The following is a 26,369-nucleotide window of genomic DNA, read 5'->3' on the forward strand; positions in this document are numbered from 1 at the left end:
GGCGGACGGCCTGATCGGCGGCGGGCACGGCCACTTCTAGGATGGCGAGCAGGATGCTCTCAACCTAGGAGGATGCCGTGCCAGCACCGCTGCCACATGAATACCTGCCGTCGGTCCCCGCGCTCGTGGTCGAGAGCGACGACATCCAGGACGGGGAGCGGCTCAACGACCTCCACGTCTTCAACGACTGGGGCATGACGGGCCAGAACCTCTCCCCCCACCTCCGCTGGTCCGGCGCCCCCGCGGAAACCCGCGGCTACGCCGTCACCTGCTACGACCCGGACGCCCCCACGGGCAGTGGCTTCTGGCACTGGGTCCTGTTCGACCTCCCGGCCTCGGTGACGGAGCTCCCCACGGGCGTGGGCACCGCCCCGGAGTTCAAGGGCCTGCCGGAGGGCGCCACGCACGCCCGCAACGACTACGGCATCAAGGCCTACGGCGGCTCGGCTCCACCGCCCGGCGCTCCGCACCGCTACGTCTTCACGGTCCACGCGCTGGGCGTCGACGAACTGGGCGTGGACAGCGACGCCAGCCCGGCGGTGGTCGGCTTCAACATCACCGCCAACACCCTGGCCCGCGGCCACATCATCGCCCTCTACGGCGTCTGACGATCAGGCGACGCGCAGGGCGGGCAAAGGGCACGCCCTGCGCGGGCGCCCCACCCGGCTGGGAAACGAAAACAAGGGCGGCCCGGAAAACCCGGACCGCCCTTGGTGTCAACGGCGGAGAAAGACCTAGAAGTCCATGTCGCCGCCGCCCGGCATGGCCGGAGCGGCAGGGTTCTTCTCGGGCTTCTCGGCGATGACGGCCTCGGTGGTGAGGAAGAGCGCCGCGATGGAGGCGGCGTTCTGTAGCGCGGAGCGCGTCACCTTGGCCGGGTCGAGGATCCCGGCTTCGAACATGTTGACGTATTCGCCGGTGGCGGCGTTCAGGCCCTCACCCGGGGTGAGGTTACGAACCTTCTCCACCACGACGCCGCCTTCGAGGCCGGCGTTGACGGCGATCTGCTTCAGCGGCTCCTCGAGCGCCTTCTTCACGATCGCCGCACCGGTGGCCTCGTCGCCATTGAGCTCGAGCTTGTCGAACGCCTTGGCGCCCGCCTGCAGCAGCGCCACGCCACCGCCGGGCACGATGCCCTCCTCGACGGCCGCCTTCGCGTTGCGCACGGCGTCCTCGATGCGGTGCTTGCGCTCCTTCAGCTCGACCTCGGTCGCCGCGCCGGCCTTGATGACGGCCACGCCGCCAGCCAGCTTGGCGAGCCGCTCCTGGAGCTTCTCGCGGTCGTAGTCGGAGTCGGTCCGCTCGATCTCGGCGCGGATCTCGTTGACCCGGCCGGAGATCTGCTCGGCGTCACCGGCGCCGTCCACGATCGTGGTCTCGTCCTTGGTCACCACGATCTTGCGAGCACGGCCCAGCAGGTCGAGAGTGGCGGTCTCGAGCTTGAGGCCGACCTCCTCGGCGACGACCTGGCCACCGGTCAGGATGGCGATGTCGGCGAGCATGGCCTTGCGGCGGTCGCCGAAGCCCGGGGCCTTGACGGCCACGGAGCGGAACAGGCCGCGGATCTTGTTGACGACCAGGGTGGCCAGGGCCTCGCCCTCGACGTCCTCAGCGATGATCAGCAGCGGCTTGCCGGACTGCACGACCTTGTCGAGCAGCGGCAGCAGGTCCTTGTTGGCGGAGACCTTGCTGTTGACGATCAGGATGTACGGGTCCTCGAGCACGGCCTCCATGCGGTCGGAGTCGGTGACGAAGTACATCGACGTCATGCCCTTGTCGAAGCGCATGCCCTCGGTGAGCTCGAGCTCGAGGCCGAAGGTGTTGCTCTCCTCGACGGTGATGACGCCTTCCTTGCCGACCTTGTCCATCGCCTCGGCGATGAGCGAGCCGATCTCGGGGTCGGCGGCGGAGATGGAGGCGGTGGAGGCGATCTGCTCCTTGGTCTCCACATCCTTGGCCAGCTTCGAGAGCTCCTCGCTGACCCGCTCGACGGCCGCCTCGATGCCCTTCTTCAGAGCCATCGGGTTGGCGCCGGCGGCCACATTGCGCAGGCCCTCGCGCACCAGCGCCTGGGCGAGCACGGTGGCGGTGGTGGTGCCGTCACCCGCGACGTCGTCGGTCTTCTTGGCGACTTCCTTGACCAGCTCGGCGCCGATCTTCTCCCAGGGGTCCTCGAGCTCGATCTCCTTGGCGATGGACACACCGTCGTTGGTGATCGTGGGAGCGCCCCACTTCTTCTCCAGCACGACGTTGCGCCCCTTGGGACCCAAGGTCACCTTGACGGCGTCGGCGAGCTGGTTCATACCGCGCTCGAGACCGCGCCGGGCGTCCTCGTCAAACGCGATCATCTTGGCTGCCATAAGGCTAGACCTCCCAGATACAGGGTGGCTTGTCGTGGACCGAGCCGACGCCCGCGACGGCATGGGTCAGCCTCTCCTTCGGCAGACCCCATCGTCTCGATCCGAGTGTTGGCACTCTGCTGCACAGAGTGCCAACGAACTGTTTAGCACTCTACCCTGCCGAGTGCAAGCGAACGCCACCCTGCCCAGTGTCCAAGCCCAGGTCAGTCAGTCTGTCCGGCGAGCCGCCCCATAGGTGCGCGGCGGACCGCTGGACGCGGCCCGCCATACCCAAGTCGACGAAAGGATGTGTGGCAGGCACGCACGGACTGCGCTGCCGTGCGATCCCGCCGGTGCATACCAGTGCGGTGTTTCAGACCGCGCGGACGGACTCCGCCTGCGGCCCCTTCTGGCCCTGCGTGATCTCGAACTCGACGCGCTGGCCCTGTTCGAGAGATCGATACCCGTCCATCATGATCGCTGAGTAATGGACGAATACATCCTTACCACCGTCTACCGCGATGAAGCCGTAGCCCTTGTCCGCGTTGAACCACTTGACGGTGCCCTGCGCCACTTCCGACTCCTCTTACTGGGCCCTCAGATCCCGCCCATTCCTCCGCGAGACCCGGTAATCGTATGACTTAACGGAAAATCAGGCCAGACGATCGCCCTCGACCATACCTGTGGCACGGGGTTTGGCAACAGAGTCAATCCGCAAACTACGTATTTCTTCGCAACCGAGGTCGTTCAACGTTGAATTGCCTGGGAAAAGCAGAAGGCGCCCGCAAGGGGCGCCTTCAAGATGTGATGGGTGGCACTCAGCCGCCGGCAACCGCCGGGATGATGGAGATCTGAGTGCCTTCAGGTGCTGGAGTGTCGAGCCCGTCGGCGAAACGGACGTCCTCTTCCCCCACATAAACGTTGACAAAACGACGAATCTTGCCCGATTCATCCAGAATTCTCGCGCCGATCCCCGGGTAGTCGGAGTCGAGCTTGGCAAGCACGTCACGAAGAGTCGCACCCTCGCCACTGACTTCCGCGTTACCGCCGGTGTAGGTGCGCAGAATGGTGGGAATCCGCACAGAAACGCTCATGTTTAACTCGCCTTTCCTGGTTGTCAGACAGTCGCGCGGAACGCGTCGAGAGAGGGCCGGATCACGGCGGTGGGCGTGGCGCCGTCGCTGATCGCGTCGAGCGTCTTGAGCCCGTCGCCGGTGTTCAGCACCACGGTCTCGGCCTCGGGGTCGAGCTGTCCCGTCTCGACGAGCTTCTTGAGCACGCCCACGGTCACCCCGCCCGCGGTCTCGGCGAAGACGCCCTCGGTGGCCGCCAGCAGCCTGATCGCCGCCACGATCTCGGCGTCGGTGACGTCCTCGACGCCCCCTCCGGTCCGCCGGGCGATGTCCAGCACGTACGGCCCATCAGCGGGATTGCCGATGGCCAGCGACTTGGCGATGGTGTCGGGCTTGACCGGCTGGACGACGTCGTGCCCGGCCTTGTAGGCGGTCGAGACCGGCGAGCACCCGGCCGCCTGCGCCCCGAAGATCTTGTACGGCGTGTCCTCGACCAGCCCCAGCGTCACCAGTTCCTTGAAGCCCTTGTCGATCTTCGTGAGCTGGGAGCCGGAGGCGATGGGAATGATGATCTGCTCGGGCAGCCGCCACCCGAGTTGCTCGGCGATCTCGTACGCGAGCGTCTTGGAGCCCTCGGCGTAGTAGGGCCGCAGGTTGATGTTGGTGAAACCCCACTTGTCGCCCAGCGGGTCACCGATCAGCTCGGAGCAGAACCTGTTGACGTCGTCATAGGTGCCCTCGATGCCGATCAGCTTGCCCCCGAACACCCGGGCCATGGCGATCTTGGCCTGTTCGAGGTTGGCCGGGATGAACACGCACGCCTCCAGCCCCGCCCGCGCCGCCGCGGCCGTGACCGCGCCCGCGAGGTTGCCGGTGGAGGAGCAGGAAAGGGTGTGGAAGCCGAAGTTACGCGCCGCCTCCACCGCCATGGCGACGACCCGGTCCTTGAAGGAATGAGTGGGGTTGCCCGAGTCGTCCTTCACGTACAGGGACTTGATGCCGAGCGCCCGCCCGAGATTGCCCGCCTTGACCAGTTTGGTCCAGCCCGGGTTCATGTTGGGCTTACTGGCGACGTCGGCCGGGACGGGCAACAACGACCGGTAACGCCAGATGTTTGCGGGACCCGACTCGATGTCCGCCCGGGTCACGTCGCCGAAAGAGTAGGCCGCCTCCAGCGGCCCGAAACACTCCTGACAGGCGAAGCTGGGACCCAGGGGGTAACGCGTGCCGCACTCACGGCAGGACAGAGCGACTGCAGGACCAAAGTCGAGCGACATGAAGCGAGGCCTTCCCTCATCTTCGCCCGCGGCCACCTTGACCGCGAACCGGAATTGGCACCTTGTCCCGGTCGGCCTCGCCAGGTCGCGAGTCACAAGCCGGGAGGGTTGCCGGGGCTTCGCAGGGCCGGTCCCTCCGCCCCTCTGGATGAGCAATATTCAGTTGTTGAAAAGGACTCTACCCGTCCAAGTGGCCGAAACAGCCACCCGTCTCAGCATACGAGACGCCGAGTCTCAGCGGTAGTCGTCTCCCAGCACGCCCTGCACGTATTTCCGCGCCTGGTGGATGCGGGACTTGGCGGTGCCGAGCGGGATGCCGAGCTGCTCGGCCACCTCGTTGTAGTCGAGCTGGACGATGTCGCGCAACACCAGCGCCTGCGCCAGATCGGGCTTGTCGGCCTCCAGCGCCTCCATCGCGTCGAGCAGGTCGAGCCGCGAGCCCGCGATCACGCTGACCCGCCGCGCGTCGGGCTTCTGCATCGGCAGCTCGTCCGAGCTCTGCTCGGCCGCCCTGCGCTTGAGCGACCTGTACGTGGTCCGCGCGCAGTTGGCCGTCACGATGTGCAGCCACGTGCTGAACCTGGCCCGCCCCTCGAACCGCCCGATGTTGCGCGCCACGGCCAGCAGCGTGTCCTGCGAGGCCTCCTCCGCGTCCTGGCGGTAGGGCAGGATCCGGGCGCAGTGACGCATCACATCGGGCTCGATCCGCGCCAGAAGCTCGCCAAGTGCGCGATGATCTCCGACAGCGGCGGAGCGGGCGAGTTCCTCGGTTAGCTCATCAAGCGCCATAGCTGGGATCCTATGGTCGAAGGGAGCGTAGATGAACAGCGTCCTGGTGGCCTCCAACAGAGGGCCCGTCTCCTTCACCGTCTCCGACGACGGCGAGCTGACCATGAAGCGGGGAGGTGGCGGCCTGGTGTCCGGTCTGTCCGGAGTGGCCAAGAAAGACGGCGTCCTGTGGGTGTGCGCGGCGTTGTCCGACGGCGACCGCAGCGCCGTGCGCCTGGTGCCCGGCGGCCGGATCGACCACGCCGGCTATGACACGGGCCCGCTGCGGATGCTCGACATCCCGCCGGCCACCTTCCACCGCGCCTACAACGCGGTGGCCAACTCCACCCTGTGGTTCGTCAACCACCTGCTCTACGACATCCCCAACGCGCCCAGCTTCGGCACCAGGTTCGCGCGCGAGTGGGAGTCCTACCGCGACTACAACGGCGCGTTCGCGCTGGCGCTGGCCGAGGAGGCCGGGCACGGCGCCCGCGTGATGGTGCAGGACTACCACCTGACGCTGACCCCGGCGATGCTCCGCGCCGAGCGGCCCGACCTGCGCATCGCGCACTTCAGCCACACCCCGTGGGCGCCGCCCGAATACTTCTCCCTGCTGCCCGACGAGGTGGCCGGAGAGGTCCTGGAGGGCGTCCTGGGAGCCGATCACGCCGGGTTCCTGGCCGACCGGTGGGCGCAGGCGTTCATGGACTGCTGCGAGTCGCTGCTGGGCGCTGAGGTCGACCGCGTCGGTCGCAGCGTCACGTACGAGGGCAGGACGACCCGCATCGGCGTGCACAGCCTCGGCGTGGACGGCGCGGCGTTGTGGCAGCGGGCCTGCGAGCCCGACGTCGAGTCGCACATGACCGCGCTCAGGGAGCAGGTGGGGGACCGCAGCCTGATCGTCCGCATCGACCGCACCGAGTTGTCGAAGAACATCGTGCGCGGCCTGGTGGCCTACCGCGAGTTCCTCGACGCGCACCCCGAGTGGCACGGGCGGGTGGTGCACCTGGCGTTCGCCTATCCGAGCCGGCACGACCTGCCCGAATACCGCGAATACACCGCGTCGGTGCAACGCTGCGCCCAGGAGATCGAGGACGAGTACGCCACCGAGGACTGGGACCCGGTGATCCTCAACGTCAACGACAACTATCCGCGTTCGCTGGCCGCGTACCGGATGGCCGACGTGTTGCTGGTCAACCCCATCCGCGACGGCATGAACCTGGTCGCCAAGGAGGGCCCCGTCCTGTCGGAGCGGTGCGCGCTGGTGCTCTCGCGCGAGGCGGGGGCGGCGGCCGAGCTGGGCCCGCACGCGCTCCTGGTCAACCCCTACGACGTCAGCGGCACCGCCGCCGCGCTGTACGAGGCGCTGGTCATGCCCGAGGACGAGCGGCGGATGCGCCGCGACAAGCTGCACGCGGCGGCCACCGCCCTGCCGCCGCAGAAGTGGCTCGCGGCCCAGCTCGACGCCCTCGCCTGAGGGTGGTCAGTTCCAGTCGGCGTGCTTGAGCGCGTCGGCCAGGCCCGGCGTGTTCCACACGTCGACGACCAGGATCTTGGTCTTCGGCAGATACCACTCGCGCTGCACGTAACGGGACTTCGTCTGGCCGCCCGAATAGGAGATGCACCTGGCCTTCCACTCGCTGTAGGCGGCCTTGTGCCCGGGGCCGACCTGGCGCAGGCCCTTGGCCCTGGCCGAGCCGACGACCTGGCCCCACTTGTGGTTGTGCGGGCAGAGCTGCACGTCGGTGGCCGGGTAGAAGGGCTTCTTGCCGGTGTAGGGCTGGAAGAGCTCGTTGCCCTCCTTGATGGCCTTGGGCCCGAGCACCCAGAAGCTGTCGCATTCGGGGGTGCCGTACCCGCCCTTGGGCTTGGCGCACTTGCCGGTGACCACGCGGATCCAGTCGGAGCTGAGGCGGTAGACCTTCCACTTGATCGGGATGTAGAGCGTGAGACCGCCCCTGAGCTTGAGCGGCTGCGCGGGCGCGGCGTTCGCGGGCAGCGGGGCGGCGAGGAGGGTGGCCGCGGCCACGGCCGCGACGGCGAGGTATCGCTTGGGCATGCGAACGACCGTAGGGGGTGTGACTTGCAAACCGATCAGGAACGGCTGAAAGCCGACGCAAGTTCGCCGAGCAGCGCCATCACGCCGTCGGGCCCGTCCACCACGATGTCGGCCCGCTCGGCCAGCGCCGTTACCTCGGCGGACCCGCTGCACACGGTCACGCCGGGCAGCCCCGAGGCGCGTACGGCGTCGAACGCGGCCAGGTCGCCGAGATCGTCACCGGCGAACAGCACGGACCTCGCGGCCCGCTCCGCCAGGAACAGGCTGAGCGCGTGCCCCTTGTCCATGCCGGGCGGCCGCAGCTCCAGCACCATGCGCCCCGGCTCGACCACCAGGCCGTGCTTCTCGGCCAGCTTGGCCAGCGGCTCGCGCAGCAGGGCGAGCGCGGCCTCGGGGTCGGCGCAGCGCCTGGTGTGCACCGCCACGGCACGGCCCTTGTCCTCGACCCACACGCCCTGCAGGCCGAGCGAGTCGAGCAGCAGCGGCAGCTCGGCCTCGGCCCGCGGCACGCCCGGAATGGGCGGCGGCGCGGAGATCCGCCCGCCCTCCCAGCGTTCGAAGCCGTAGTGGCCGAGCACGACCAGCCCCGGCACGTCGGCCAGGCCGGGCCCGAGCTCCAGGGCGGTGGCCGGCGGCCTGCCGGTCACGATGGCCACCGCGAGGACGTGGGCGCCCAGCTCGGCGAGAACGGCGGGCGCCTTCGGATGGATCACGGCCGTGGCGGGATCGGGCACGATCGGCGACAAGGTGCCGTCGAAGTCGAGCCCGATCACGGCGCCTGCCGGATCACTCAAGATCGCTTCCATTCCAGGGATGTTCCTCACGCGGCTGCCGTACCCAGCCGGTCAGGGACGCATGCCAAGCCTTCTGGCCGCGCGGTCACGCTGGCGGGTGGAGCGTAACCTGCGTAGCCGCTTGACCAGCATCGGATCCTGCTCCAGCGCCTCGGGCCGGTCGATCAACTCGCCGAGCAACTGGTAGTAGCGCGTGGCGGAGAACCCGAAGGTCTCCTTGATGGCCTGCTCCTTCGCGCCCGCGTGACGCCACCAGTGGCGTTCGAAGGCGAGGAGCTCGAGATCGCGTTCTGAGAGTGGTTGGCGGGACGTTTCCTGGGCAGCATTGTCACCGCTGAGCGGTGCTCCCATGTGTCCTCCTCGAAAGGGGCGGACGACGATCACGTCGCACGCACGCGGCCCGTGCCAATCGTAATGTGCGGAGTGCGGCTGTTCACGGCGGATTGGGAGACGTACAGTCACCAAATGTGAGCTCAGTAATCACACTCCTCACCGACTACGGGCTCGAAGACGGCTATGTGGCGGCCTGTCATGGAGTGATTGCCGGGATCGCCCCGCAGGCCCGGGTGATCGACGTGTGCCACCTGATCCCTTCGGGGGACGTACGGCGAGGCGCGGCGGTTCTCGCCCAGACCATCCCGTACCTGCCCCTCGGCATCCACATCGGCGCGGTCGATCCCGGGGCGGGCGGCGCCAGGCGGGCGGTGGCCGTCGAGGCGGGCGGCCGGGTGTTCATCGGCCCCGACAACGGGCTGCTGTCGTGGGCCGTGCATGCCAGCGGCGGGGCACTGGCGGCGTACGAGATCAGCAACGAGGACCACTTCCTGCGGCCCGTCTCGGCGACCTTTCCGGGGCGGGACGTGTTCTCGCCGGTCGCGGGGCGGTTGTGCGGCGGGCTGGCGCCGGCTGACCTGGGGCCGCGGGTGCCGCTGGGCCGGCTGGTCTCGTTGCCCGAGCCGACCTCGTTGCTGCGTGAGGGCTCGGTGGAGGGCGAGGTCGTCTCCGTCGACCGCTACGGCAACACCCAGCTGTCGATCGCGGCCGGGGACCTGCACACGCTGGGCGTGCGGGTGGGTGACACGCTCGGAGTGTGGCTGGGGCGGCGGCAACTGGCGCTGCCGTACCGGGAGACGTTCGCGGCGGTGCCGCCGGGTGAGCTGGTGGCGTTCGCGGACTCGGCGGGGCTGATCGCGATCGCGGTCAATTCGGGTGACGCGGCGCAGCGGCTGGGGCTCCCGCCCGGTGCGCATGTCCGACTTTCTCCGACTCCGTAGGGAGGAAGGCCGCAGAACGGAATTACTCCGCGTATCGGTCTGTTTACCGAAGCGTCGGATTGCAACGGCGGTCGCGTGCCAGAATGCACGGGCAGATCGGGCGCCCCCTCCCCTCCCGTTCGAGGTCAACGTGTACCACCTGACCGTTGTGCTGCTGTCCATGATGTCCCCAATGAGGTTCGGGGTCCGGCCCTCGCCGGAGCCGCTCGTACCCGAGCGCTTTCCCGGCGAGCCCGCCGGGCGGTTCGCGACGGCGCCGCACCGGGTGCCGGCCCGATGAGCAGGCTCATCGTCCCCGCGCTGCTGGCCGTCCTCGTCGTCGGGATCGCGGCGCCGAGCGTCTCCGACGACATGGGCGAGATCGCACGGGCCGGGCAGTGGCAGGTCGGCGTGTTGCGGCTGCCCGAGGCGTGGCGCCTGAGCCGGGGCGCGGGCGTGCTCGTGGCCGTGCTCGACACCGGCGTGAACTCCCGCCACCCCGACCTGGAGGGCACCGTGATCCAGGGACCCGACCTGACCGGGACCGCCAGGAGCCTGTGGGGGCAGCACGGCACCGCCATGGCCAGCCTGATCGCCGGGCGCGGGCACGGCGACGGCCGCGGCGTCATCGGGGTGGCCCCCGAGGCCGAGGTGCTGTCCGTCAGGGTCACGCTGGAGAACGGCGACCCGCTGCGCGAGAAGCAGCGTTCTGGCGCGGGCGATGCGCTGGCCAAGGGCATCCGGTACGCGGTCGACCACGGCGCCGACGTCATCAGCATGTCGCTGGGCGGCGGCAGCGGCTCGTGGGAGGGTTCGGCGCCGGAGGAGGAGGCCGTCCAGTACGCGATCGGCAAGGGCGCCGTGCTGGTGGCCTCGTCGGGCAACGACGGCGACACGGCCAACAGGAAGAACTTCCCCGCCGCCTATCCCGGCGTGATCGCCGTTGGGGCGGTGGACCGGGGGCTCAAGGTGGCGAGGTTCTCCAACAGGCAGGACTACCTCTCGGTGGTCGCCCCCGGCACGGAGATCGTCACGGCCGACGGGAGCGACTCGTACGTGGTCGGCGACGGCACCAGCTCGGCGGCGGCCATGGTGGCGGGCATCGCGGCCCTGGTCAGGGCGGCGCATCCGGACATGTCGCCTTATCTCGTGCGCAGGGCCATCGAGCTGGGCACCAGGAAGCGGCCGGCGGACGGACACAGCCGCGCGTACGGACACGGGGTGGCCAACGCGCTGCTGGCCCTGCGGGCGGCCGACCGGCTGGGCGCGCCCGCCGCCGCGCTCCCGCGGCCAGGGGCGTACTTCGGCTTCGGCGACGGGCCGCCGCCCGGCTCCAGGGTGCCCGTGGTGGTGGGCATGCTGGTGCTGGTGGCGGCGATGTCGGCGCGGGTGATCGTCCGGCATCGCCGGCGCGCGAGGGATTCTACCTAGCAAGCGCTTGTGTGATACTGCTGGCTATGACCTTCGCGATCGAGGGCTGGTTCGCCATCGACGGGGACGGCGCCTGCCTGCTCGGCACCAGGTGCACGGCCTGCGGCACCGTCTGTTTTCCGCCTCGGCAGGGGTTCTGCCCGAATCCGGCCTGCGAGGGTTCGGAGATGGAGGAGGTCCGGCTGCCCCGGCGCGGGCGGGTCTGGTCGTACACCAACGCCTGCTACCCGCCGCCGGCGCCGTACGTGGCGGCGGAGCCGTACGAGCCGGCGACCCTGGCCGCGGTGCAGCTCGACGAGGTGGGGATCGTGGTGCTCGGGCAGGTCCGGGGACTGACGGTGGCGGATCTGGAAGTGGGCATGAAGCTGGAGCTCACCTCGGGTCCCCTGGCGGACGGGCCGCTGGTGTGGATGTGGGGGCGGGCCTCATGAGCGTGGTGGTGTTAGGCGCCGGAATGCATCCGTGGGGGAAGTGGGGCCGCCCCTTCCTGGAGTACGGCGTGGCGGCGGCCCGCGCGGCCCTGCGCGACGCGGGCGTGTCCTGGACCGACGTGCAGTACGTGGTCGGGGCTGACACGATCAGGAACGGCTACCCAGGCTTCGTCGCGGGAGCCGCCTATGCCCAGGCCCTGGGCTGGTCGGGCGCCAGGGTGGCGTCCTGTTACGCGGCCTGCGCGTCGGGCGCCCAGGCCGTGGACATCGCACGTACCCGCATCCTGGCGGGCTTGTGCGAGGTGGCCCTCGTGGTGGGGGCGGACTCTACGCCCAAGGGCTTCTTCAAGCCGGTGGGCGGCGACAGGCCGGACGACCCGGACTGGCAACGTTTCCGCCTCCTGGGTGCCACAAATCCCGCATATTTCGCCTTATACGCCCGCAGAAGGATGTCCCTCTACGGCTCCACCCCCGCCGACTTCGCCGCCGTCAAGGTCAAGAACGCCCTGGCCGGATCCCTCAACCCCATGGCCCGCTACCGCAAGCAGGTGACCGCGGAGGAGGTGCTGGCCTCGCCCATGGTCGCGGACCCGCTGCGTCTGATGGACATCTGCGCCACCTCGGACGGGGCCGCCGCGGTGGTCCTGGCCTCGGAGGACTACGCCCGCCGCCGCGGGATCACCGGCTCGGTACGCCTGGCCGCCGTCTCCACGGTCACCCCGACCTTCCCCAACACGATCCTCGACCTGCCGAACTTCGCCACGGACTCCTCCGCCGCCGTACCGGCGCCTGAGCGGCCGTTCAGGGCGGCGATCGCGCACGCGGCCTACGAGGAGGCGGGGATCGGGCCGGAGGAGGTCTCGCTGGCGGAGGTGTACGACCTCTCGACGGCTCTGGAGCTGGACTGGATGGAGGACGTCGGGTTGTGCGCGTACGGGGAGGCGGACAAGCTCCTCCGCGAGGGAGAGACGGCGCTGGGGGGCCGGGTGCCGATCAACCCATCGGGCGGACTGGCCTCGTTCGGCGAGGCCATCCCGGCCCAGGCGATCGCCCAGCTGTGCGAGCTGACCACGCAACTGCGCGCCCGCGCGGGCCCGCGCCAGGTGCCTTCGGCCCGCGTCGGCCTGGCCGTCAACCAGGGCCTCTTCGGCCACGGCTCCGCCATCATCGCGACCATGTAACAGGCCCCCGGGGAATCCCCCGGGGGCCTGGGATCAGCCGATGTGGACCACGTCGTGCGTCTCGGCGAAGTGGCACGCGCTCTCGTGCCCGGTCCCCGTCCTGATCTGCAACAACGGCTCCTCTTCTGCGCAGATCTCCTGCGCCTTCCAGCACCGCGTACGGAACCGGCATCCCGACGGCGGGTTGGCCGGCGACGGCGGATCACCCTGCAGGATGATCCGCTCCCGCTGCTCCCGCCCCTCCGGATCCGGCACCGGCACCGCCGACAACAACGCCTGCGTGTACGGATGCGCCGGCCGATCGTAGATCTCGGTGTCCTTGCCCAGCTCCACGAACTTGCCCAGGTACATCACCCCCACCCGGTCGGAGATGTGGCGCACCACCGACAGGTCATGGGCGATGAAGATGTAGGCCAGGTTGAACTCGTCCTGCAGCCGATCCAGCAGGTTGATCACCTGCGCCTGGATCGACACGTCGAGGGCCGACACGGGCTCGTCACACACGATGATCTCAGGCTGGAGCGCCAATCCCCGGGCGATGCCGATGCGCTGCCGCTGCCCACCTGAGAACTGGTGCGGGTAGCGGTTGATGTGGTCGGGGTTGAGCCCGACGACCTCCAGCAGCTCCTGCACCTTCTTGCGCCGGTCGCCCTTCGGCGCCACCTCGGTGTGGATCTCGTACGGCTCCCCGATGATGTCCCCGACGGTCATCCGGGGATTCAGCGAGGTGTACGGGTCCTGCATCACCATCTGGATGTTGCGGCGCATCCGCTTGAGCTCGCCGCCCCTGGCCTTGCCGATGTCGCGGCCGTTGATCAGCACGGAGCCCGAGGTGGGCCGCTCCAGCGCCATCAGCACCTTGGCGAGGGTGGACTTGCCGCAGCCCGACTCGCCCACGATGCCCAGCGTCTCGCCCCTGTTCAGGTCGAACGACACGCCGTCGACGGCCTTGATCGCGCCGATCTGCTTCTTGACCACGATCCCCTGGGTCAGCGGGAAGTGCTTGACCAGGTCGCGTACCTCGAGGATGCGCTCACCGCTAGCCATCGAGGACCTCCCTCCAGTAGTGGCAGGCGCTACCTCGCACGCCGCTGATCTCGTGGAGCGGGGGGACGTCGGTCACGCAGTCGTCCTGCCGGTACGGGCACCGGGGATGGAACGCGCAGCCCGTCGGCAGGTCGAGCAGGTTGGGCGGCAGGCCCTTGATGGCGTACAGGTCCTGGCCCTTGAGGTCGACCCGGGGGATCGACTCCAGCAGCCCCTTCGTGTACGGGTGCGCGGGCCCCTTGTAGATGTCGTGCACGGGGGCGTTCTCCACGATGCGCCCCGCGTACATGACGGCGATCTTGTCGGCCACGTCCGCGACCACGCCCAGGTCGTGCGTGATCAGGATCAGGCCCATCTGGCTCTCGCGCTGCAGCTCGGCCAGCAGTTCCATGATCTGGGCCTGGACGGTCACGTCGAGCGCCGTGGTCGGCTCGTCCGCGATCAGCACCTCAGGGTCCAGCGCGATCGACATCGCGATCATGATGCGCTGCCGCATGCCGCCGGAGAACTGGTGCGGGTAGTCGTTGACGCGCTGCCTGGCGGCCGGGATGCGGACCCGGTCCATCAGCTCGATGGCCTTCTGCATGCCTTCGCGCTTGGACATGCCGCGGTGCACCCGGAACATCTCGCTGATCTGCCAGCCCACGGTGAACACCGGGTTGAGCGCGGAGAGCGCGTCCTGGAAGATCATCGCGATCCGCTGGCCGCGTACCTGCGTACGGGCCTCTTCTGACAGCTTGAGCAGGTCGGTGCCCTTGAAGCGGATCTCCCCCTTGGGGATGACCGCCGGAGGCATGTCCAGGATGCCCATGATCGCCTGGGCGGTCACGGACTTGCCGGAACCCGACTCGCCCAGCACCGCGAGCGTCTCTCCGGGGCTGACCGAGTAGCTCACGCCGTTCACCGCTCGTACGGCGCCCGCCCGGGTGCGGAACTCCACGTGCAGGTTGTCGACCGCGAGCAGCGGATGGTGGCCCAGCTCGCCTTCGGCGGGCAACACATCTGCCGACGTTCTCTTCACTTGATCCCCCCTTCTACCTGAGCTTCGGGTCGAGCGCGTCGCGCACGGCGTCGCCCATCATGATGAACGCGAGCACGGTGATGCTCAGGAAAATGGCCGGGAACACCAGCGGCAGCGGTGCCTCCAGGAACCTGTTGCGCGCGTCGGAGATCATCAGGCCCCAGGAGATGTCCGGCGACTGCACGCCGACGCCCAGGAACGACAGCGCCGCCTCGGCCGCGATGAAGCCGCCCAGGTTGATCGTGGCCACGACGATCACCGGGGCCAGCGAGTTGGGCAGCAGGTGGCGGAACATGATCCGGCCCGCTCCCGCTCCCAGGGCCCTGGCCGCGACCACGAAGTCCTGGCTCTTCGAAGTGATCACGGCGGCCCGCATGATGCGGAACGTCATCGGCCAGCCGAGCACCGCCAGCGCGAGAATGACCAGCATGATGCTGTTGGCCCGGCCGCGGAACGTGGCCGCGATCAGCAGCGCGCCGAGAATCGGGGGGATGGCGAAGAAGATCTCGGTGACCCGTGAGGACACCGCGTCCACCGCGCCGCTCAGATAGCCGGCGACGATGCCGAGCAGGCCGCCGACGAGCGTCGTGATGATCGTGGTGAGCACACCGATCACGATCGAGTTGCGGGCGCCGTAGATCGTCCTGGCGTAGACGTCGCAGCCCAGGTTGTCCTTGCCGAACAGGTGGCCGGCGCTGGACCCCTGCCGCGCCGTGGACAGGTCGCAGGTCCTGGCGTTGAACGGGTCGATCGCGGTGAACAACGACGGCCAGAACGACATGACCAGCAGCACCACAATGATGATCACCGACAGGATGAACATCGGCCGGCGCCTGAGGTCGTACCAGGCGTCGGTCCACAGGCTCGCGGGCCTGTCGCCCTTGACCTTTCTGCGGTGCCGCGCCGGCGCCGGAGCGGTCACCGTGTCCGTAACCAGTGTCCGCGTCTCAGGGAGTCCTGGCCCGACCGGCGGGATTGGGTTACTCATAGCGGATCCTCGGGTCGAGCACGGCGTACAACAAGTCGACGACCAGGTTGGCCAGGATGTAGATCAGCACCAGGACGGTGACGATACCCACGACAACCGGCTGTTCTCGCAAGTAAACCGACGTGAAGAGCTGATTGCCAATTCCCTGGAGATTGAAGATCGTCTCTGTGATCACCGCGCCGCCCATCAGGTTGCCGAGGTCGGCGCCGAGATAGGTGATCAGCGGGATCAGCGCGTTGCGCAACCCGTGCCTGCCGATGACGCGGCGTCTGGACAGGCCCTTGGCCGTGGCCGTGCGGATGTAGTCGGCCCTCAGGGTCTCCGCGAGGCTGGTCCTGGTGAGCCTGGTCAGGTAGGCGATCGACGTTCCCGCGAGCACGAAGCCGGGCACCAGGTAGCTGCGCCAGCCGTCGGACGTGCCCGCGACGGGGAAGATGTCCAACCCGGTCCACTGCTTGAGCTTCACGCCCAGGATGAGCTGCAGCACGAAGCCGGTCACCAGCGTGGGCACCGAGATCAGCAGCAGCGTCGAGGCCAGGATCATGGTGTCGATGGCCTTGCCGCGGCGCAGCGCCGCCCACAGGCCCAGGCCGACACCGATGAGAGCCTCCATGACCAGTGCGGTCAGGGCGAGGTTCAGGGTGGTCTGGAACTTGCCCTGCATGATCTCCGACACCGGCACGTCGGCGAAGTTCACGCCGAAGTCGCCGCGGAAGAGCACGCCGCTGATGTAGTACCAGTACTGCAGCAGCAGCGGATCATTGAGGTGGTACTGCTCACGCAGCACCTCGGCCACCGCGGGGTCGGGACGCTTGTCTCCGAACAGTGCCGCGACGGGGTCCCCAGGCAGAGCGAAGACGATGAGGAAGATGAGTAGCGTGGCGCCGAGCAGGACGGGTATCGCCTGGATCAGACGCCTAATGACATAACGGCCCATTAAAGCCCTCCGGTACACACCTGGAGGCAGCCCCTCGGAGTCCGTGATTTCCCGGCCGAATGACTGCCTCCAAGCTCAGCCCTCCGCCGGGTGGACGGCAAGCGCCGCCCACCCGGCGAACGACGTCAGGACTTCGTGACGTCGGCCCACTCAACCTGGTTGAGCAGGTTGAGCTTGACGTTATTGACCTTCGAGGAGTACCCGAAGTTACTCCGGTAGAAGTAAACCGGGATGTACGGGAGGTCCTTGATCAGGATGTCGTCGGCCTGCTGGTAGAACTTCAGCCCCTCGGCGGCGTCGGTGGCCTGGTCACCCTTGGCGACCAGGTCGTCGAACTCCTTGTTGGAGTAGCCGCCGTAGTTGGAGCCGGTCTCGATGGCGCCGGTGCTGAAGATCGGGGTCAGGTAGTTCTCCGCCGACGGGTAGTCGATGGCCCAGCCCATGCGGAACAGGCCCTTGTACTCCTTGGCGTCCAGAGCGTCCAGGATGCCCTGGAACTTCTCGAACGGCTTCGGCGTGACATCGATGCCCAGGTTGGACCGCAGGCCGTTGGCAACCGCCTCGATCCACTCCTTGTGGCCACCGTCGGCGTTGTAGCCGAGCTCGATGGACTTGGGACCGCCCGCGGCGTCGTACAGCTTCTTGGCCTCGGCCGGGTTGTAGGTGCAGGCCGCGCAGGCGCCCTGCCGGTAACCGGGGATGGCGGGGTTGATGAAGTCGTCGGCGGGGGCGCGGGTGCCGGAGAAGACCGTCTCGGCGATGGTCTTCCTGTCGATGGCCAGCGAGATGGCCTTGCGGACGTCCGGGTTCTTGAAGTCCGGGTTGTACTTCAGCGGCACGCCGATGTAGCCGACCGCGGCGTCGGGCTCGTCATGGTAGCGGTCACCGAGTGCGGCCTTGGCCGTGGCGATCGTCGAGGGCGGGAGGGAGTCGTGGATGTCGAGGTTCTCGGCCTGCAGGTCGTTGAACGCCGTCTCGGAGCTCACGTAGACCTTGAACTGCAGCTTGGTCCAGCCCTTCGGCTTGGCGCCGGGGAACTTGTCGTACACCGTCAGGTCGATGGCCTGGTCGGTGCCCTTCTTGTAGGGCTTGTCCAGCTTGAACAGGCCCTGCCCGATCGGCTGCTCGCCGTAGGCCTGGGTCACCTTGCCGTCGGGGCCGATGGCCGACTTCGGCATCGGATAGAAGGCGGTGTAGCCGAGCATCGTCTTGAACTGCGAGAACGGCGCCGAGAGCGTGACCTCGAGCGTGAGGTCGTCGACGACCTTGAGACCCTTCATCTCCTTGGCCGTCGGCGTCTTGCCCTCACCCGGGTGCACGTCGTTGTAACCGTCGACGCGACCGAAGAAGTAGGACGAGCCCATGGCGTTGTCCTGGAGGGCGGCGTAGTTCCACGCGCGGGCGTAGTCCGCGGCGGTCACGGCGGTGCCGTCCTGCCACGTGTAGCCGGACTTCAGCTTGATCGTCCAGACCTTGCTGTCCGTCGTGGTGACCGACTCGGCGGCCGCCTCGACCGGCTCCTTGTTCTCGTTGTAGCTGACCAACGGCTCGAACACCGCCGCGAGAACCTCGGAACCCTCGGTCTCGGTTGTGTTCTGCGGGTTCAGGAGCTCCTGCGGCTCGCCGATTTCCATGCGGACCGGCGTCTCTCCGCCGCCCGCGGCAGTGCCACCGGATTCCGAGGCACCGCCGCCACACGCGGCAACCGCGAGGGCGAGCAGCGCGGTACCGGCGACGATCTGTGCGCCCTTAGTAACACGCATGGTGAAAGAATTCCTCCCTCTACAGGTGGGCGTAAGCACTGAGCTGCGATGATCGTGAGCAGCCTGACGGAGGGGTCCTGGTATCCCCCCGGGTTTGGCTGACATGGTCAAACCAGCCGACGCCCTGCCAGTCGATCGCGACTATCCCTTACTACTTGCCACCAGGGAGTCTCTGGCGCGTTGCAGTTCGGTCACACGTACGCCTATCCAGCGTCACAGACATTTAGCCCTATGAGCATCAAACACGGCAAATCGACCCCAATAGGTAGGGTCTGGACGTGAACAGTCGGTGAAAACTACCCTCTACACGACTGTGCTCGCGCCCTTGCCGCCGCGCCCCGGCCCGCTGGGCTACGGTTGAGCAGGTCTTGACGGCGCCTTGGAACCCGGCGGCGTAAGACTCCGTCCAACTGACTGCCGCCAACCGTGTGCGGCAGGCACCCCACCGACCGGGATCCAATAGAGTCCTTGCCATGAGCCAGCCGGAATCCGCTGTCGCGGACGCCCAGGCGGGCGGCCGAAGCGGGCAGGAGCCGCTGGCCAAGCTCGCCCAGAGATACGGACTTCGCCGTGCCATCGCGCGGCCGAGGTTTCCTGTCTACATGCGCCAGCTGTTGGAGCGGCGGCACTTCATCCTGACGTACGCCACCTCGCGCAACGTCTCGAAATACTCCAACTCGGCACTCGGCCAGCTCTGGCAGGTGCTGACCCCCCTGCTCAACGCCGCGATCTACTTCCTGATGTTCGGGGTCATCCTGGGCGGCAGCAAGAACATCGTCAACTACCCGGCGTTCCTGCTGACTGGGATGTTCATCTTCACCTTCACGCAGCGCACGGTCACCGCGGGCGCCAAGTCGATCTCGGGCAACCTGTCGCTCATCAGGGCGCTGCACTTCCCCAGGGCGTCGCTGCCGCTGGCCTACACGATCCAGGAGCTCCAGCAGCTCGCCATCTCCATGGGCGTGCTGCTCACCCTGGTGGTCGCCACCAAGGAATGGCCCAACTGGTTCTGGCTCATGATCCCCGTCGTGCTGCTGCTGCAGACGATGTTCAACATCGGCGCCGGCCTGGTGATCGCCAGGCTCGGGGCCACGATGCGCGACCTCAACCAGTTGCTGCCGTTCATCACGCGCACCTGGCTCTACGCCTCCGGCGTCTTCTTCTCCATCCAGGACAAGGTGGTCGGCTCCGCGGGCCTGCCGCAGTGGGTCGCGAACGTGATGTACCTCAACCCGGCCGCATCCTTCATCGAGTGGATGCGCGAGATCCTCATCAAGTCGCACAACCCGCAGTTCGGCCACCAGCCCCCGCCGATGGTGTGGATGTCTTGCGTATTCTGGGCGGTGTTCGCACTCGGCTTCGGCTTCTGGTACTTCTGGCGGTCCGAGGAGAGGTACGGGCGTGGCTGAACTGACCAAGGAGCTGTCACAGGTGATGGGCGAGAAGCCCGCCGTCCCCGGCGAGGATGTGAGAGTGCATCCCGACCCGGAGCCTCAGGGCAAACGGCCCCTCGACGTCCCCACGGGCACTCCTACCGTCATCGTCGACGACCTCCACATCGTCTACCGCGTCTACGGTGCGGCCAGCGACACGGAGAAGGGCAACGCGGTCAACGCCCTCACGCGCATTCTCAAGCGCCAGGGCCGCCCGCAGATGAAGGAGGTGCACGCCGTCAAGGGCGTGACCTTCGTGGCCTACCACGGCGACGCAATCGGCATCGTGGGGCGCAACGGCTCGGGCAAGTCCACGCTGCTAAGGGCCATCGCGGGCCTGCTGCCGCCGCACGAGGGCGCCGTCTACACCGACGGCCAGCCCTCGCTGCTCGGCGTCAACGCGGCCCTCATGCGCGAGCTGACCGGCGAGCGCAACATCGTCCTCGGCTGTTACGCCATGGGCATGACGCCCGCCGAGGTCCGCGACAAATACCAGGAGATCGTCGACTTCTCCGGCATCGATGAGTTCGTTCAACTGCCGATGTCCACCTACTCCTCCGGCATGGGCGCCCGCCTGCGCTTCGCCATCTCCTCCGCCAAGACGCATGACGTCCTGCTCATCGACGAGGCCCTGGCGACGGGCGACCGCGAGTTCCGCAAGAAGAGCGAGGAGCGCATCCGCCAGATCCGCGAGTCGGCCGGCACGGTGTTCCTCGTGGCCCACGACCTCAAGGTCATCGAGGAGACCTGCAACCGCGTCATCTGGCTGCACAAGGGCAAGATCAAGATGGACGGCGACCCGAAGGAAGTCATCGCCGCCTATAACAAGGGCTGATCCCTCAAAATCCTCATATTTTACGCGTTGCCGTGGCCTGCCACCCGCCGCACTTCGGCTGATGGCCCTCCAGGAAACGGCCTCTGACCCAACACCTTTTCGATCTTTTACGCGTCGCCGTGGTCGGCCACCCGCCGTAGACAGTTGCCGGCCCTCCAGGAAACGGCCTCTGACCCTTCAGTGGCGGGCCGCCGTTACGCGAGCCCACGCTGGCCGGCTCCGTGGTTTCGCTCGGCCTTCCAGCATTTCGATCTTGTGTGCGAAACCAGAGCTACCTGAGGGGCAAAAGACTGACAGCGAGCCTCCCGTTCCGATAGGATTCGAACGCCAATTCGATCTGAGGAACGGTGATGGAGTGGGGGCGCGCGATGGGAGAGCTTTCGGCCGCGATTGACCACCTGGCCACCGAGGACGTGTCGGAGATCCCGCGGATGCAGCTCGCCGAACAGCTCCTGGAGCTGCACTGGCAGATGGCCCGCCTCCAGGCCCAAATAGGCCGCCGCACCGGCGTCCGCCTTCCCTGAGGGTCCAACGGCATACGCCTGGCGCGGGGGTGCCACGCGGGGGTGGCTCAGCGGGTGACAGGTCAGCCTTAGACGGTCAAGACTGCGGCGTTACGGCGCCCGGCCATGTGGCGGTCAGCGAGCGTCTTCCTGGAGGCCACCGGCCACGTGCGGCGGGTGGCGGCTCACTTGGCTCTGCCGTACAAGATGGGCTTTTGAATAGGACCGCCGGCCCCAAAAGAGATCGGGGCCGGCGGTGGGGGGCTCGTGCGGCGCCGCTGCCCTGCAGTGGCGGCGCGGTGCGCGAGCGCTCCCCGGGCGTGGGCGCGTCCGCCCAGGCCCGTCATGAGCCGCCCGCCAGTGCGGGGGCTCGCAACCCACGCGCGCCAGTGCCCCCGGGCGCTCGGCACCTGTGAGCACCCTGATCGGCCTGGCGCGTCAGTGTGACGGCGTCCCGGTCAAGGGGAATGTCGCCGTCAGGGAACAGCTGGGGCGCGCGAACGGTCCCGCCTCGTCGCCGCCACGGCCGGTGCCCGGGCGTCGGCACCTAGGACGCCCGCGAACCGTCATGCAGGTCCTCGGCGAGGCCACGTTCGTCAGCGCCTCCATCGCGGCTAGTCGCGAATCCAGGAGTCCCGCACCGAGCTCGTCAGCGCGTCGGTGGTCCATCCCAGTGCGGCCACCACGCCGCTGTACGAACCGGCGGCCTTGGTCCCGTTGGACGTGACGAAGCCCGAGGTGTCCTCGACGAGCGGGGTGAGCTCGTCCACGGAGGCGGCCTGGGTGGTGCCAGGCAGCGCCTCGACGACCGGCGCCACCTCGGCGGGTGCCACCTGGCCGACCATCGGGGACAGCTCGCCGCTCGCGGCGTGCGGCAGCGCGCGCCTGGCGGCCTGGGTGAGCCCGGCCAGGACGGTGTCGGCGGACAGGGCCTCGACGCCCGTGGTGGCGCTGTTCAGGGTCTTGGCCGTGGCGCCGCTGATGTCCGTGACGCTGGTGCCGCCGCCCGGCAGCAGGTTGGTGCCGGTCACCTTGCCCATCGCGTTCCCGACGGACGAGTCCAGCAGGCCGGACGTCGCACCCATTGCGCCGCGCACGGTGGCGTCCTGGGTGACGGCCTGGTCCTGGCTCTGCTTGCCTGCCTTGACCGACGGCTGTGCCATGCGGGCCGCACCGCCCAGCACGGGCAGCGACTCGGTCAGGCCGCCCCCGCCGAGCGGGATCCCGCCTACGATCGGCGACAGCTCGGGCAGCGGGCCTCCGTGGCGGGTGACGTCCTCTGCGGCGTTGGCCGTGGTGGTTTCGGCCTGCTGCCGGTTCTCCGCGGCGATGTCGCGCTGGACGTCGGTCATCTGGCCGCCCGACTTGGCCTTGGCGCCGCCGCCCAGCAGGCCGTTGAGCAGGCCGCCGCCGACCAGGCCGCCCAGCAGGCCGCCGATCGGGCTGGCGCCCGCGGTGGTGCCGCCGCTCGGTGCGTCGATGGGAGCGTACCTGGCGGTGTTGTATTGAACTTCCGCTTGCGCCGGCACGGCCAAAGCCGCCGCCAAGCCGAATGCTGTGACGGCGACCGCCGTCTTGACTACTCGATTCATGGTTGCCTTCCCGGCTCGTGATCGATCGCTCTCGAATGCAGTGGAAATGCGAATCGATGACCCCCGAATGCCGTGGCGGGCGCGCTATGGGCACCACACGAAGCGTGCCGTCACGGCTGAGCTACGCAAGCAGTTCTATCACTGGTTGTGATCGGCCGCAGGCGCATGAAAGCCCATGTAGCAGGGGTTTGCAGCCCGGTTACCGAGTAAAGGGGGAGCGTTGAGCGGGAAGACAAAACGGGTAATAGGAGGGTCTTGTTTCCGATATTGCGCGGCACCCGCTTGGCACGCGTAGGTGCGCCCCGGCGACCCGTGAACAAAGGGTCGCGAAAACAATTGTCACGGGCCGGGGAGGCGGATTTTCCGGTCGCGATGGACGCGCGCGACCGGCTCAGACGGGCAAGAGAGCTTCCGCGGGCTCGAACGGAAAACGTTCGGCGAAGGCCGGGCGCAGATCCGTCAGCCAGACCGCGGCCGGGTCGTAGCGCGCGAAGAACGGCCGCCCCACGAGCGACGGGTCGCGGGCCTGGATGAAGTGGAGCATGAACACCTGCTCCCCCGCGATTTCCGTGACGCCGTCGACGCACACCTTGCCGGGTGTGGCCGACATCGACGGCCCGCGGACTGTACGGCACAGCCCCGAGACCGACGAGTAGGCGTCCCTGAAGATCTCGTACGCGCGAGCCAGCGGCACCGCGAAGTAGTCCTGTGGCCCGGTGTCCCGCTCGACGAACATGTAATAGGGAATCATCCCCATCCTGTGCTGCCGCCGCCACATGCGTGACCACACCGCGGGATCGTCGTTGATGGACCTGATCAGCGGCGCCTGGGTCCTGATCGTGGCCCCGCTGCCGAGTATGCGTTTGACGGCCGACTCGACCAGCGGCGACTCCAGCTCGTGCGGATGCGAGAAGTGGGCCATGAACGCGAGGTTCTTGCCCGCGCCGACCACCTCCTCGAACAACCCGAGCGTGGCGTCGGCGTCGGGATCGGTGGTGAAGCGCTGCGGCCAGTAGGCCAGCGCCTTGGTGCCGATCCTGATGGACTCGAGCTGCTCCAGCTCCAGCAGCGGCCCGATATACCGCCTGATCACCGGCTCGCCCATGATCATCGCGTCGCCCCCGGTGATCAGGACGCTGGTGACCTCGGGATGCTGCCGAATGTAGGACACCATCTGGTCGATGTCGTCGGAGGCGAACTTCAGGTCCGCATCACCGACGAACTGCGCCCATCTGAAGCAGTAGGTGCAGTACGCATGACAGGTCTGCCCCTGCTTGGGGAAGAACAGCACAGTCTCCGGATATTTGTGCTGCATGCCAGGGACCGGCTCCTCGTCCATCTTCGGGACGTTGAGCTCCTTCTGGCCCGCCGGATGTGGGTTGAGCTGTGCGCGCACCCGATTCGCCTCGGCCTGGATCTCCGCGTTGGGCGCCTCGGCTTTCAGCAGGTCGGCCAGCCGGGCGACGTCGGCCGCGGGAAGCATGTCCTCCTGCGGGAAGACGAGCCGGTAGATGGGGTCGTCGGGCGCAGCCGACCAATCTATGAGTTCATCCACGACGTAGGCGTTCGTCCGGAACGGCAGCACCGTGGCGACGGCACGGACCTTCAGCCGCTCTTCGTCGCCGAGCCCCGCACGCTGCAGGAGCTCGTCGAGGTGCTTGGACGTGTACGCCTTGAAGCGTCGGGTGCCTGCTTGGTTCAAGATCACTAGGCCTTTCCCATCTTTTTTGTTCGAACGGGTGTAAACCTCACGACCCTGTCGCGCGTCTACGGTTCTTAATACCCGGACGCGTCCCGCCACGTCACTGGTTCCGCTGGGCTCCAAGTTTTCCTTGAGGTTTCACGGACACTCGCGACATATCGCGAACAGGCATACACTCATATATCGTGACCGACGATCCAGACCTGCGCGCCTCAGACGCCGACCGGGACCGCGTGGCCGCGGTGCTGGGCGAGGCGCTCGCCACCGGAAGACTCACCAGCGTCGAGCACGCCGACCGGCTCGAGGTCGCCTACACGGCGAAGACAGTCGGCGAACTCGTACCCATCACTCGGGACCTGCCCGAAGTGTCCGTTTCCAACCTACCTGTCGCCGTCGAACAGCAGGTCATAGATTCGAAGTTCAGCAAGATCGTCCGCAAGGGCCGCTGGGTGGCCTCCCGCCACACCCGGCTGTCCGCCCGGTTCGGGGCGCTCATCATCGACCTGTCGGAAGCGGTCCTGCCTGGGCGCGAGATCACCATTGAGACGAACGCGTGGTTCAGCAAGCTGATCGTTCGCGTGCCGGACAACGCGCATGTGATCGACGAAGGCGGCTCGATGTTCGGCAAGCGTAACGTGACGGGCGGCTCCCAGGCGGACGGACCGCTGATCCGGGTGACGGGGAAGTCGAAGTTCTCGAAGGTGATCGTGTCCCGCGGAATGGACGACTGGAACCTCCACTGACCCCAGCCCCACCCCACCGGCACCGCGCCACCGGACAGCGCGCGGCCGGGGCAGGACTGGAACGCGGCCGGGCGGGAACCAACAGGGCCTACCCGCCGGTTTAACCTGGCACGTGCCATGCCTGTGATGCGGACACACCGTGACGGCGGGCTCGATGCCGTACGAGGTGATAATTGTCCGAAACCAGGCCCATCGCGCTCGACGCCATGGGCGGTGACCATGCACCGCACGAAATCGTGGCGGGAGCGGTGCATGCCGTGCGGGAGCGCGGCCTGCAAGTCGTGCTCGTCGGCTCCCCGCGAGTGCTGTACGAGGCGCTGACCGACCACGACGCCACCAAGGAGGTCCCGATCGTACGGGCCGAGGAGGCCCTGGCGATGGACGAAGGCGCGCTGGCGAGCCTGCGCCGTCCCCGTTCCAGCATCGCGGTCGCCTGCCACCTCGTACGCCGAGGCGACGCCGGCGCGATCGTGTCCGCGGGCTCGACGGCGGGAATCGTGGCCACCGGCAGGCTGCGGCTCAAGGCCCAGCAGGGCGTGCTCCGACCGGCCATCGCCGTGGCCCTGCCCACGCGCCCCAAGCCGACCCTGCTCCTCGACGCCGGCGCCAACGCCGAGGCGAAGCCGGAAATGCTGGTGCAGTTCGCCCACCTGGGAGCGGCGTACGCCGAGCTGGCCTACGACATCGAGGACCCCCGCGTCGGCCTGCTCACGATCGGCAGCGAGGCGGAAAAGGGCAACAAACTGGTCAAACGCGCCTACGAGCTCCTGCAGGGCTCCCCCGGCCTCCAGTTCGCCGGCAACGTCGAAGGCCACGATCTCCTGACCGGCAAGGTAGACGTGATCACCACGGACGGCTTCACCGGCAACGTGGCCCTGAAGACCATGGAAGGCACCGTACGATACGCGTTCACCGAGCTCAGGGAGGCCATCAGCGGCAGCAGGCCGGCCAGGCTGGGCGCCTTCATGCAACGTTCCCGCATCCGCGAGCTGCGCCGCCGCCTGGACGCGGAGGCGTACGGCGGAGCCGTGCTGCTCGGCCTGAACGGCACCGTCGTCATCGCCCACGGCTCGTCCAAGGCGCAGGGGATCAGCGCCGCCTGCCAGCTCGCGGCCGACCTGTCGGCGGAGGGAATCGTGGCCAGAATCGGCGACAGGATAGCCGCCACGGGGCGCTCCCACAGGCTCTGGTAAACCCTT

Annotated in this window: 26 protein-coding genes and 1 riboswitch; of the genes, 11 read left to right on the forward strand and 15 right to left on the reverse strand. The window is 68.0% G+C overall.

Going from position 1 to position 26,369, the window contains the following annotated elements; all coding sequences use genetic code 11:
• The first annotated feature begins 77 nt into the window (after positions 1 to 77).
• Complete coding sequence (locus ACFLIM_RS30580; protein ID WP_393171323.1) at positions 78 to 608, forward strand: YbhB/YbcL family Raf kinase inhibitor-like protein; 531 nt, start codon at positions 78 to 80, stop codon at positions 606 to 608.
• 126 nt (positions 609 to 734) lie between these two features.
• On the opposite strand, the gene groL is transcribed toward ACFLIM_RS30580, so the two are convergent.
• The 5 genes from groL to ACFLIM_RS30605 form a co-directional block, all read right to left on the reverse strand.
• On the reverse strand, positions 735 to 2,360 hold the full coding sequence (gene groL, locus ACFLIM_RS30585; protein ID WP_393171325.1) for a chaperonin GroEL: 1,626 nt from the start codon (positions 2,358 to 2,360) through the stop codon (positions 735 to 737).
• Between the two features lie 352 nt (positions 2,361 to 2,712).
• Positions 2,713 to 2,913 (reverse strand): cold-shock protein, encoded by a 201-nt coding sequence (locus tag ACFLIM_RS30590; protein WP_068927743.1) that lies wholly within the window; start codon positions 2,911 to 2,913, stop codon positions 2,713 to 2,715.
• 244 nt (positions 2,914 to 3,157) lie between these two features.
• Positions 3,158 to 3,433 carry a MoaD/ThiS family protein gene (locus ACFLIM_RS30595; protein ID WP_185068974.1) on the reverse strand — a complete coding sequence of 92 codons (276 nt, stop codon included), beginning with the start codon at positions 3,431 to 3,433 and terminating at the stop codon, positions 3,158 to 3,160.
• Positions 3,434 to 3,456: 23 nt separating this feature from the next.
• On the reverse strand, positions 3,457 to 4,689 hold the full coding sequence (gene thrC, locus ACFLIM_RS30600) for a threonine synthase (protein WP_393171328.1): 1,233 nt from the start codon (positions 4,687 to 4,689) through the stop codon (positions 3,457 to 3,459).
• 13 nt (positions 4,690 to 4,702) lie between these two features.
• Positions 4,703 to 4,844: riboswitch (SAM riboswitch) on the reverse strand.
• Positions 4,845 to 4,923: 79 nt separating this feature from the next.
• Positions 4,924 to 5,478 carry an RNA polymerase sigma factor gene (locus tag ACFLIM_RS30605; RefSeq protein WP_393171330.1) on the reverse strand — a complete coding sequence of 185 codons (555 nt, stop codon included), beginning with the start codon at positions 5,476 to 5,478 and terminating at the stop codon, positions 4,924 to 4,926.
• Positions 5,479 to 5,509: 31 nt separating this feature from the next.
• On the opposite strand from ACFLIM_RS30605, the gene ACFLIM_RS30610 reads away from it, so the two are divergent.
• Positions 5,510 to 6,934: an alpha,alpha-trehalose-phosphate synthase (UDP-forming) gene (locus ACFLIM_RS30610; protein WP_393171332.1), complete on the forward strand. Its 1,425-nt coding sequence runs from the start codon at positions 5,510 to 5,512 to the stop codon at positions 6,932 to 6,934.
• A gap of 6 nt (positions 6,935 to 6,940) precedes the next feature.
• Here the strand turns inward: ACFLIM_RS30610 and ACFLIM_RS30615 are convergent, their stop codons facing one another.
• Genes ACFLIM_RS30615 through ACFLIM_RS30625 form a run of 3 tightly spaced genes read right to left on the reverse strand, consistent with a single transcriptional unit; the run spans position 6,941 to position 8,661 of the window.
• Entirely contained in the window at positions 6,941 to 7,516 is a 576-nt protein-coding gene (locus ACFLIM_RS30615) for a hypothetical protein (RefSeq protein WP_393171334.1), read from the reverse strand.
• A 35-nt stretch (positions 7,517 to 7,551) separates the two neighbouring features.
• Positions 7,552 to 8,322 (reverse strand): trehalose-phosphatase, encoded by a 771-nt coding sequence (gene otsB, locus ACFLIM_RS30620; RefSeq protein ID WP_393171336.1) that lies wholly within the window; start codon positions 8,320 to 8,322, stop codon positions 7,552 to 7,554.
• Positions 8,323 to 8,361: 39 nt separating this feature from the next.
• Positions 8,362 to 8,661: a DUF3263 domain-containing protein gene (locus ACFLIM_RS30625; protein ID WP_393171338.1), complete on the reverse strand. Its 300-nt coding sequence runs from the start codon at positions 8,659 to 8,661 to the stop codon at positions 8,362 to 8,364.
• 116 nt (positions 8,662 to 8,777) lie between these two features.
• On the opposite strand from ACFLIM_RS30625, the gene ACFLIM_RS30630 reads away from it, so the two are divergent.
• The 4 genes from ACFLIM_RS30630 to ACFLIM_RS30645 all read left to right on the forward strand — a co-directional run bounded on the left by ACFLIM_RS30630 (position 8,778) and on the right by ACFLIM_RS30645 (position 12,606).
• A complete protein-coding gene (locus ACFLIM_RS30630; protein ID WP_393171340.1) occupies positions 8,778 to 9,584 on the forward strand; it encodes an SAM hydrolase/SAM-dependent halogenase family protein in 807 nt (268 codons plus the stop codon).
• A 276-nt stretch (positions 9,585 to 9,860) separates the two neighbouring features.
• Entirely contained in the window at positions 9,861 to 10,994 is a 1,134-nt protein-coding gene (locus tag ACFLIM_RS30635) for a S8 family serine peptidase (RefSeq protein WP_393171342.1), read from the forward strand.
• Between the two features lie 26 nt (positions 10,995 to 11,020).
• On the forward strand, positions 11,021 to 11,425 hold the full coding sequence (locus ACFLIM_RS30640) for a Zn-ribbon domain-containing OB-fold protein (RefSeq protein ID WP_393171344.1): 405 nt from the start codon (positions 11,021 to 11,023) through the stop codon (positions 11,423 to 11,425).
• The gene (locus tag ACFLIM_RS30645) at positions 11,422 to 12,606 is read left to right on the forward strand and encodes a lipid-transfer protein (RefSeq protein ID WP_393171346.1); all 1,185 of its coding nucleotides are present in this window, start codon (positions 11,422 to 11,424) and stop codon (positions 12,604 to 12,606) included. Before ACFLIM_RS30640 ends, ACFLIM_RS30645 begins: the two co-directional genes overlap by 4 nt.
• 33 nt (positions 12,607 to 12,639) lie before the next feature.
• Here the strand turns inward: ACFLIM_RS30645 and ACFLIM_RS30650 are convergent, their stop codons facing one another.
• The 5 genes from ACFLIM_RS30650 to ACFLIM_RS30670 all read right to left on the reverse strand — a co-directional run bounded on the left by ACFLIM_RS30650 (position 12,640) and on the right by ACFLIM_RS30670 (position 18,362).
• Positions 12,640 to 13,653, reverse strand: a complete 1,014-nt coding sequence (locus ACFLIM_RS30650; protein ID WP_393171348.1) for an ABC transporter ATP-binding protein — start codon at positions 13,651 to 13,653, stop codon at positions 12,640 to 12,642.
• Positions 13,646 to 14,674 (reverse strand): ABC transporter ATP-binding protein, encoded by a 1,029-nt coding sequence (locus ACFLIM_RS30655; protein WP_393171349.1) that lies wholly within the window; start codon positions 14,672 to 14,674, stop codon positions 13,646 to 13,648. Before ACFLIM_RS30655 ends, ACFLIM_RS30650 begins: the two co-directional genes overlap by 8 nt.
• A 13-nt stretch (positions 14,675 to 14,687) precedes the next feature.
• Complete coding sequence (locus ACFLIM_RS30660) at positions 14,688 to 15,662, reverse strand: ABC transporter permease (RefSeq protein ID WP_393171351.1); 975 nt, start codon at positions 15,660 to 15,662, stop codon at positions 14,688 to 14,690.
• Positions 15,655 to 16,599 carry an ABC transporter permease gene (locus ACFLIM_RS30665; protein ID WP_393171353.1) on the reverse strand — a complete coding sequence of 315 codons (945 nt, stop codon included), beginning with the start codon at positions 16,597 to 16,599 and terminating at the stop codon, positions 15,655 to 15,657. The genes ACFLIM_RS30660 and ACFLIM_RS30665 overlap by 8 nt, the downstream gene beginning before the upstream one ends.
• A 125-nt stretch (positions 16,600 to 16,724) precedes the next feature.
• The gene (locus ACFLIM_RS30670) at positions 16,725 to 18,362 is read right to left on the reverse strand and encodes a peptide ABC transporter substrate-binding protein (protein ID WP_393171355.1); all 1,638 of its coding nucleotides are present in this window, start codon (positions 18,360 to 18,362) and stop codon (positions 16,725 to 16,727) included.
• A gap of 473 nt (positions 18,363 to 18,835) precedes the next feature.
• On the opposite strand from ACFLIM_RS30670, the gene ACFLIM_RS30675 reads away from it, so the two are divergent.
• From ACFLIM_RS30675 to ACFLIM_RS30685, 3 genes are all read left to right on the forward strand, one after another.
• Positions 18,836 to 19,771, forward strand: coding sequence for an ABC transporter permease (locus ACFLIM_RS30675; RefSeq protein WP_393171357.1), 936 nt, complete (start codon positions 18,836 to 18,838; stop codon positions 19,769 to 19,771).
• Positions 19,764 to 20,630 (forward strand): ABC transporter ATP-binding protein, encoded by an 867-nt coding sequence (locus ACFLIM_RS30680; protein ID WP_393171359.1) that lies wholly within the window; start codon positions 19,764 to 19,766, stop codon positions 20,628 to 20,630. The genes ACFLIM_RS30675 and ACFLIM_RS30680 overlap by 8 nt, the downstream gene beginning before the upstream one ends.
• Positions 20,631 to 20,998: 368 nt before the next feature.
• Positions 20,999 to 21,154, forward strand: a complete 156-nt coding sequence (locus ACFLIM_RS30685) for a hypothetical protein (protein ID WP_393171361.1) — start codon at positions 20,999 to 21,001, stop codon at positions 21,152 to 21,154.
• A 593-nt stretch (positions 21,155 to 21,747) separates the two neighbouring features.
• On the opposite strand, the gene ACFLIM_RS30690 is transcribed toward ACFLIM_RS30685, so the two are convergent.
• A complete protein-coding gene (locus ACFLIM_RS30690) occupies positions 21,748 to 22,725 on the reverse strand; it encodes a hypothetical protein (RefSeq protein WP_393171363.1) in 978 nt (325 codons plus the stop codon).
• A 391-nt stretch (positions 22,726 to 23,116) separates the two neighbouring features.
• Positions 23,117 to 24,433, reverse strand: coding sequence for a KamA family radical SAM protein (locus ACFLIM_RS30695; RefSeq protein ID WP_393171365.1), 1,317 nt, complete (start codon positions 24,431 to 24,433; stop codon positions 23,117 to 23,119).
• Positions 24,434 to 24,612: 179 nt separating this feature from the next.
• Here ACFLIM_RS30695 and ACFLIM_RS30700 point away from each other — a divergent pair, with 179 nt between their 5' ends.
• Both ACFLIM_RS30700 and plsX read left to right on the forward strand, forming a co-directional pair.
• Entirely contained in the window at positions 24,613 to 25,170 is a 558-nt protein-coding gene (locus ACFLIM_RS30700) for a DUF1707 SHOCT-like domain-containing protein (protein ID WP_393171366.1), read from the forward strand.
• A gap of 173 nt (positions 25,171 to 25,343) precedes the next feature.
• Positions 25,344 to 26,363, forward strand: coding sequence for a phosphate acyltransferase PlsX (plsX, locus tag ACFLIM_RS30705; protein WP_393171368.1), 1,020 nt, complete (start codon positions 25,344 to 25,346; stop codon positions 26,361 to 26,363).
• Positions 26,364 to 26,369: the final 6 nt, after the last annotated feature.

Origin of the sequence: Nonomuraea marmarensis, from assembly GCF_043197025.1 — a bacterium.
In the GTDB taxonomy this organism is placed as follows: Bacteria; Actinomycetota; Actinomycetes; order Streptosporangiales; family Streptosporangiaceae; genus Nonomuraea; species Nonomuraea marmarensis.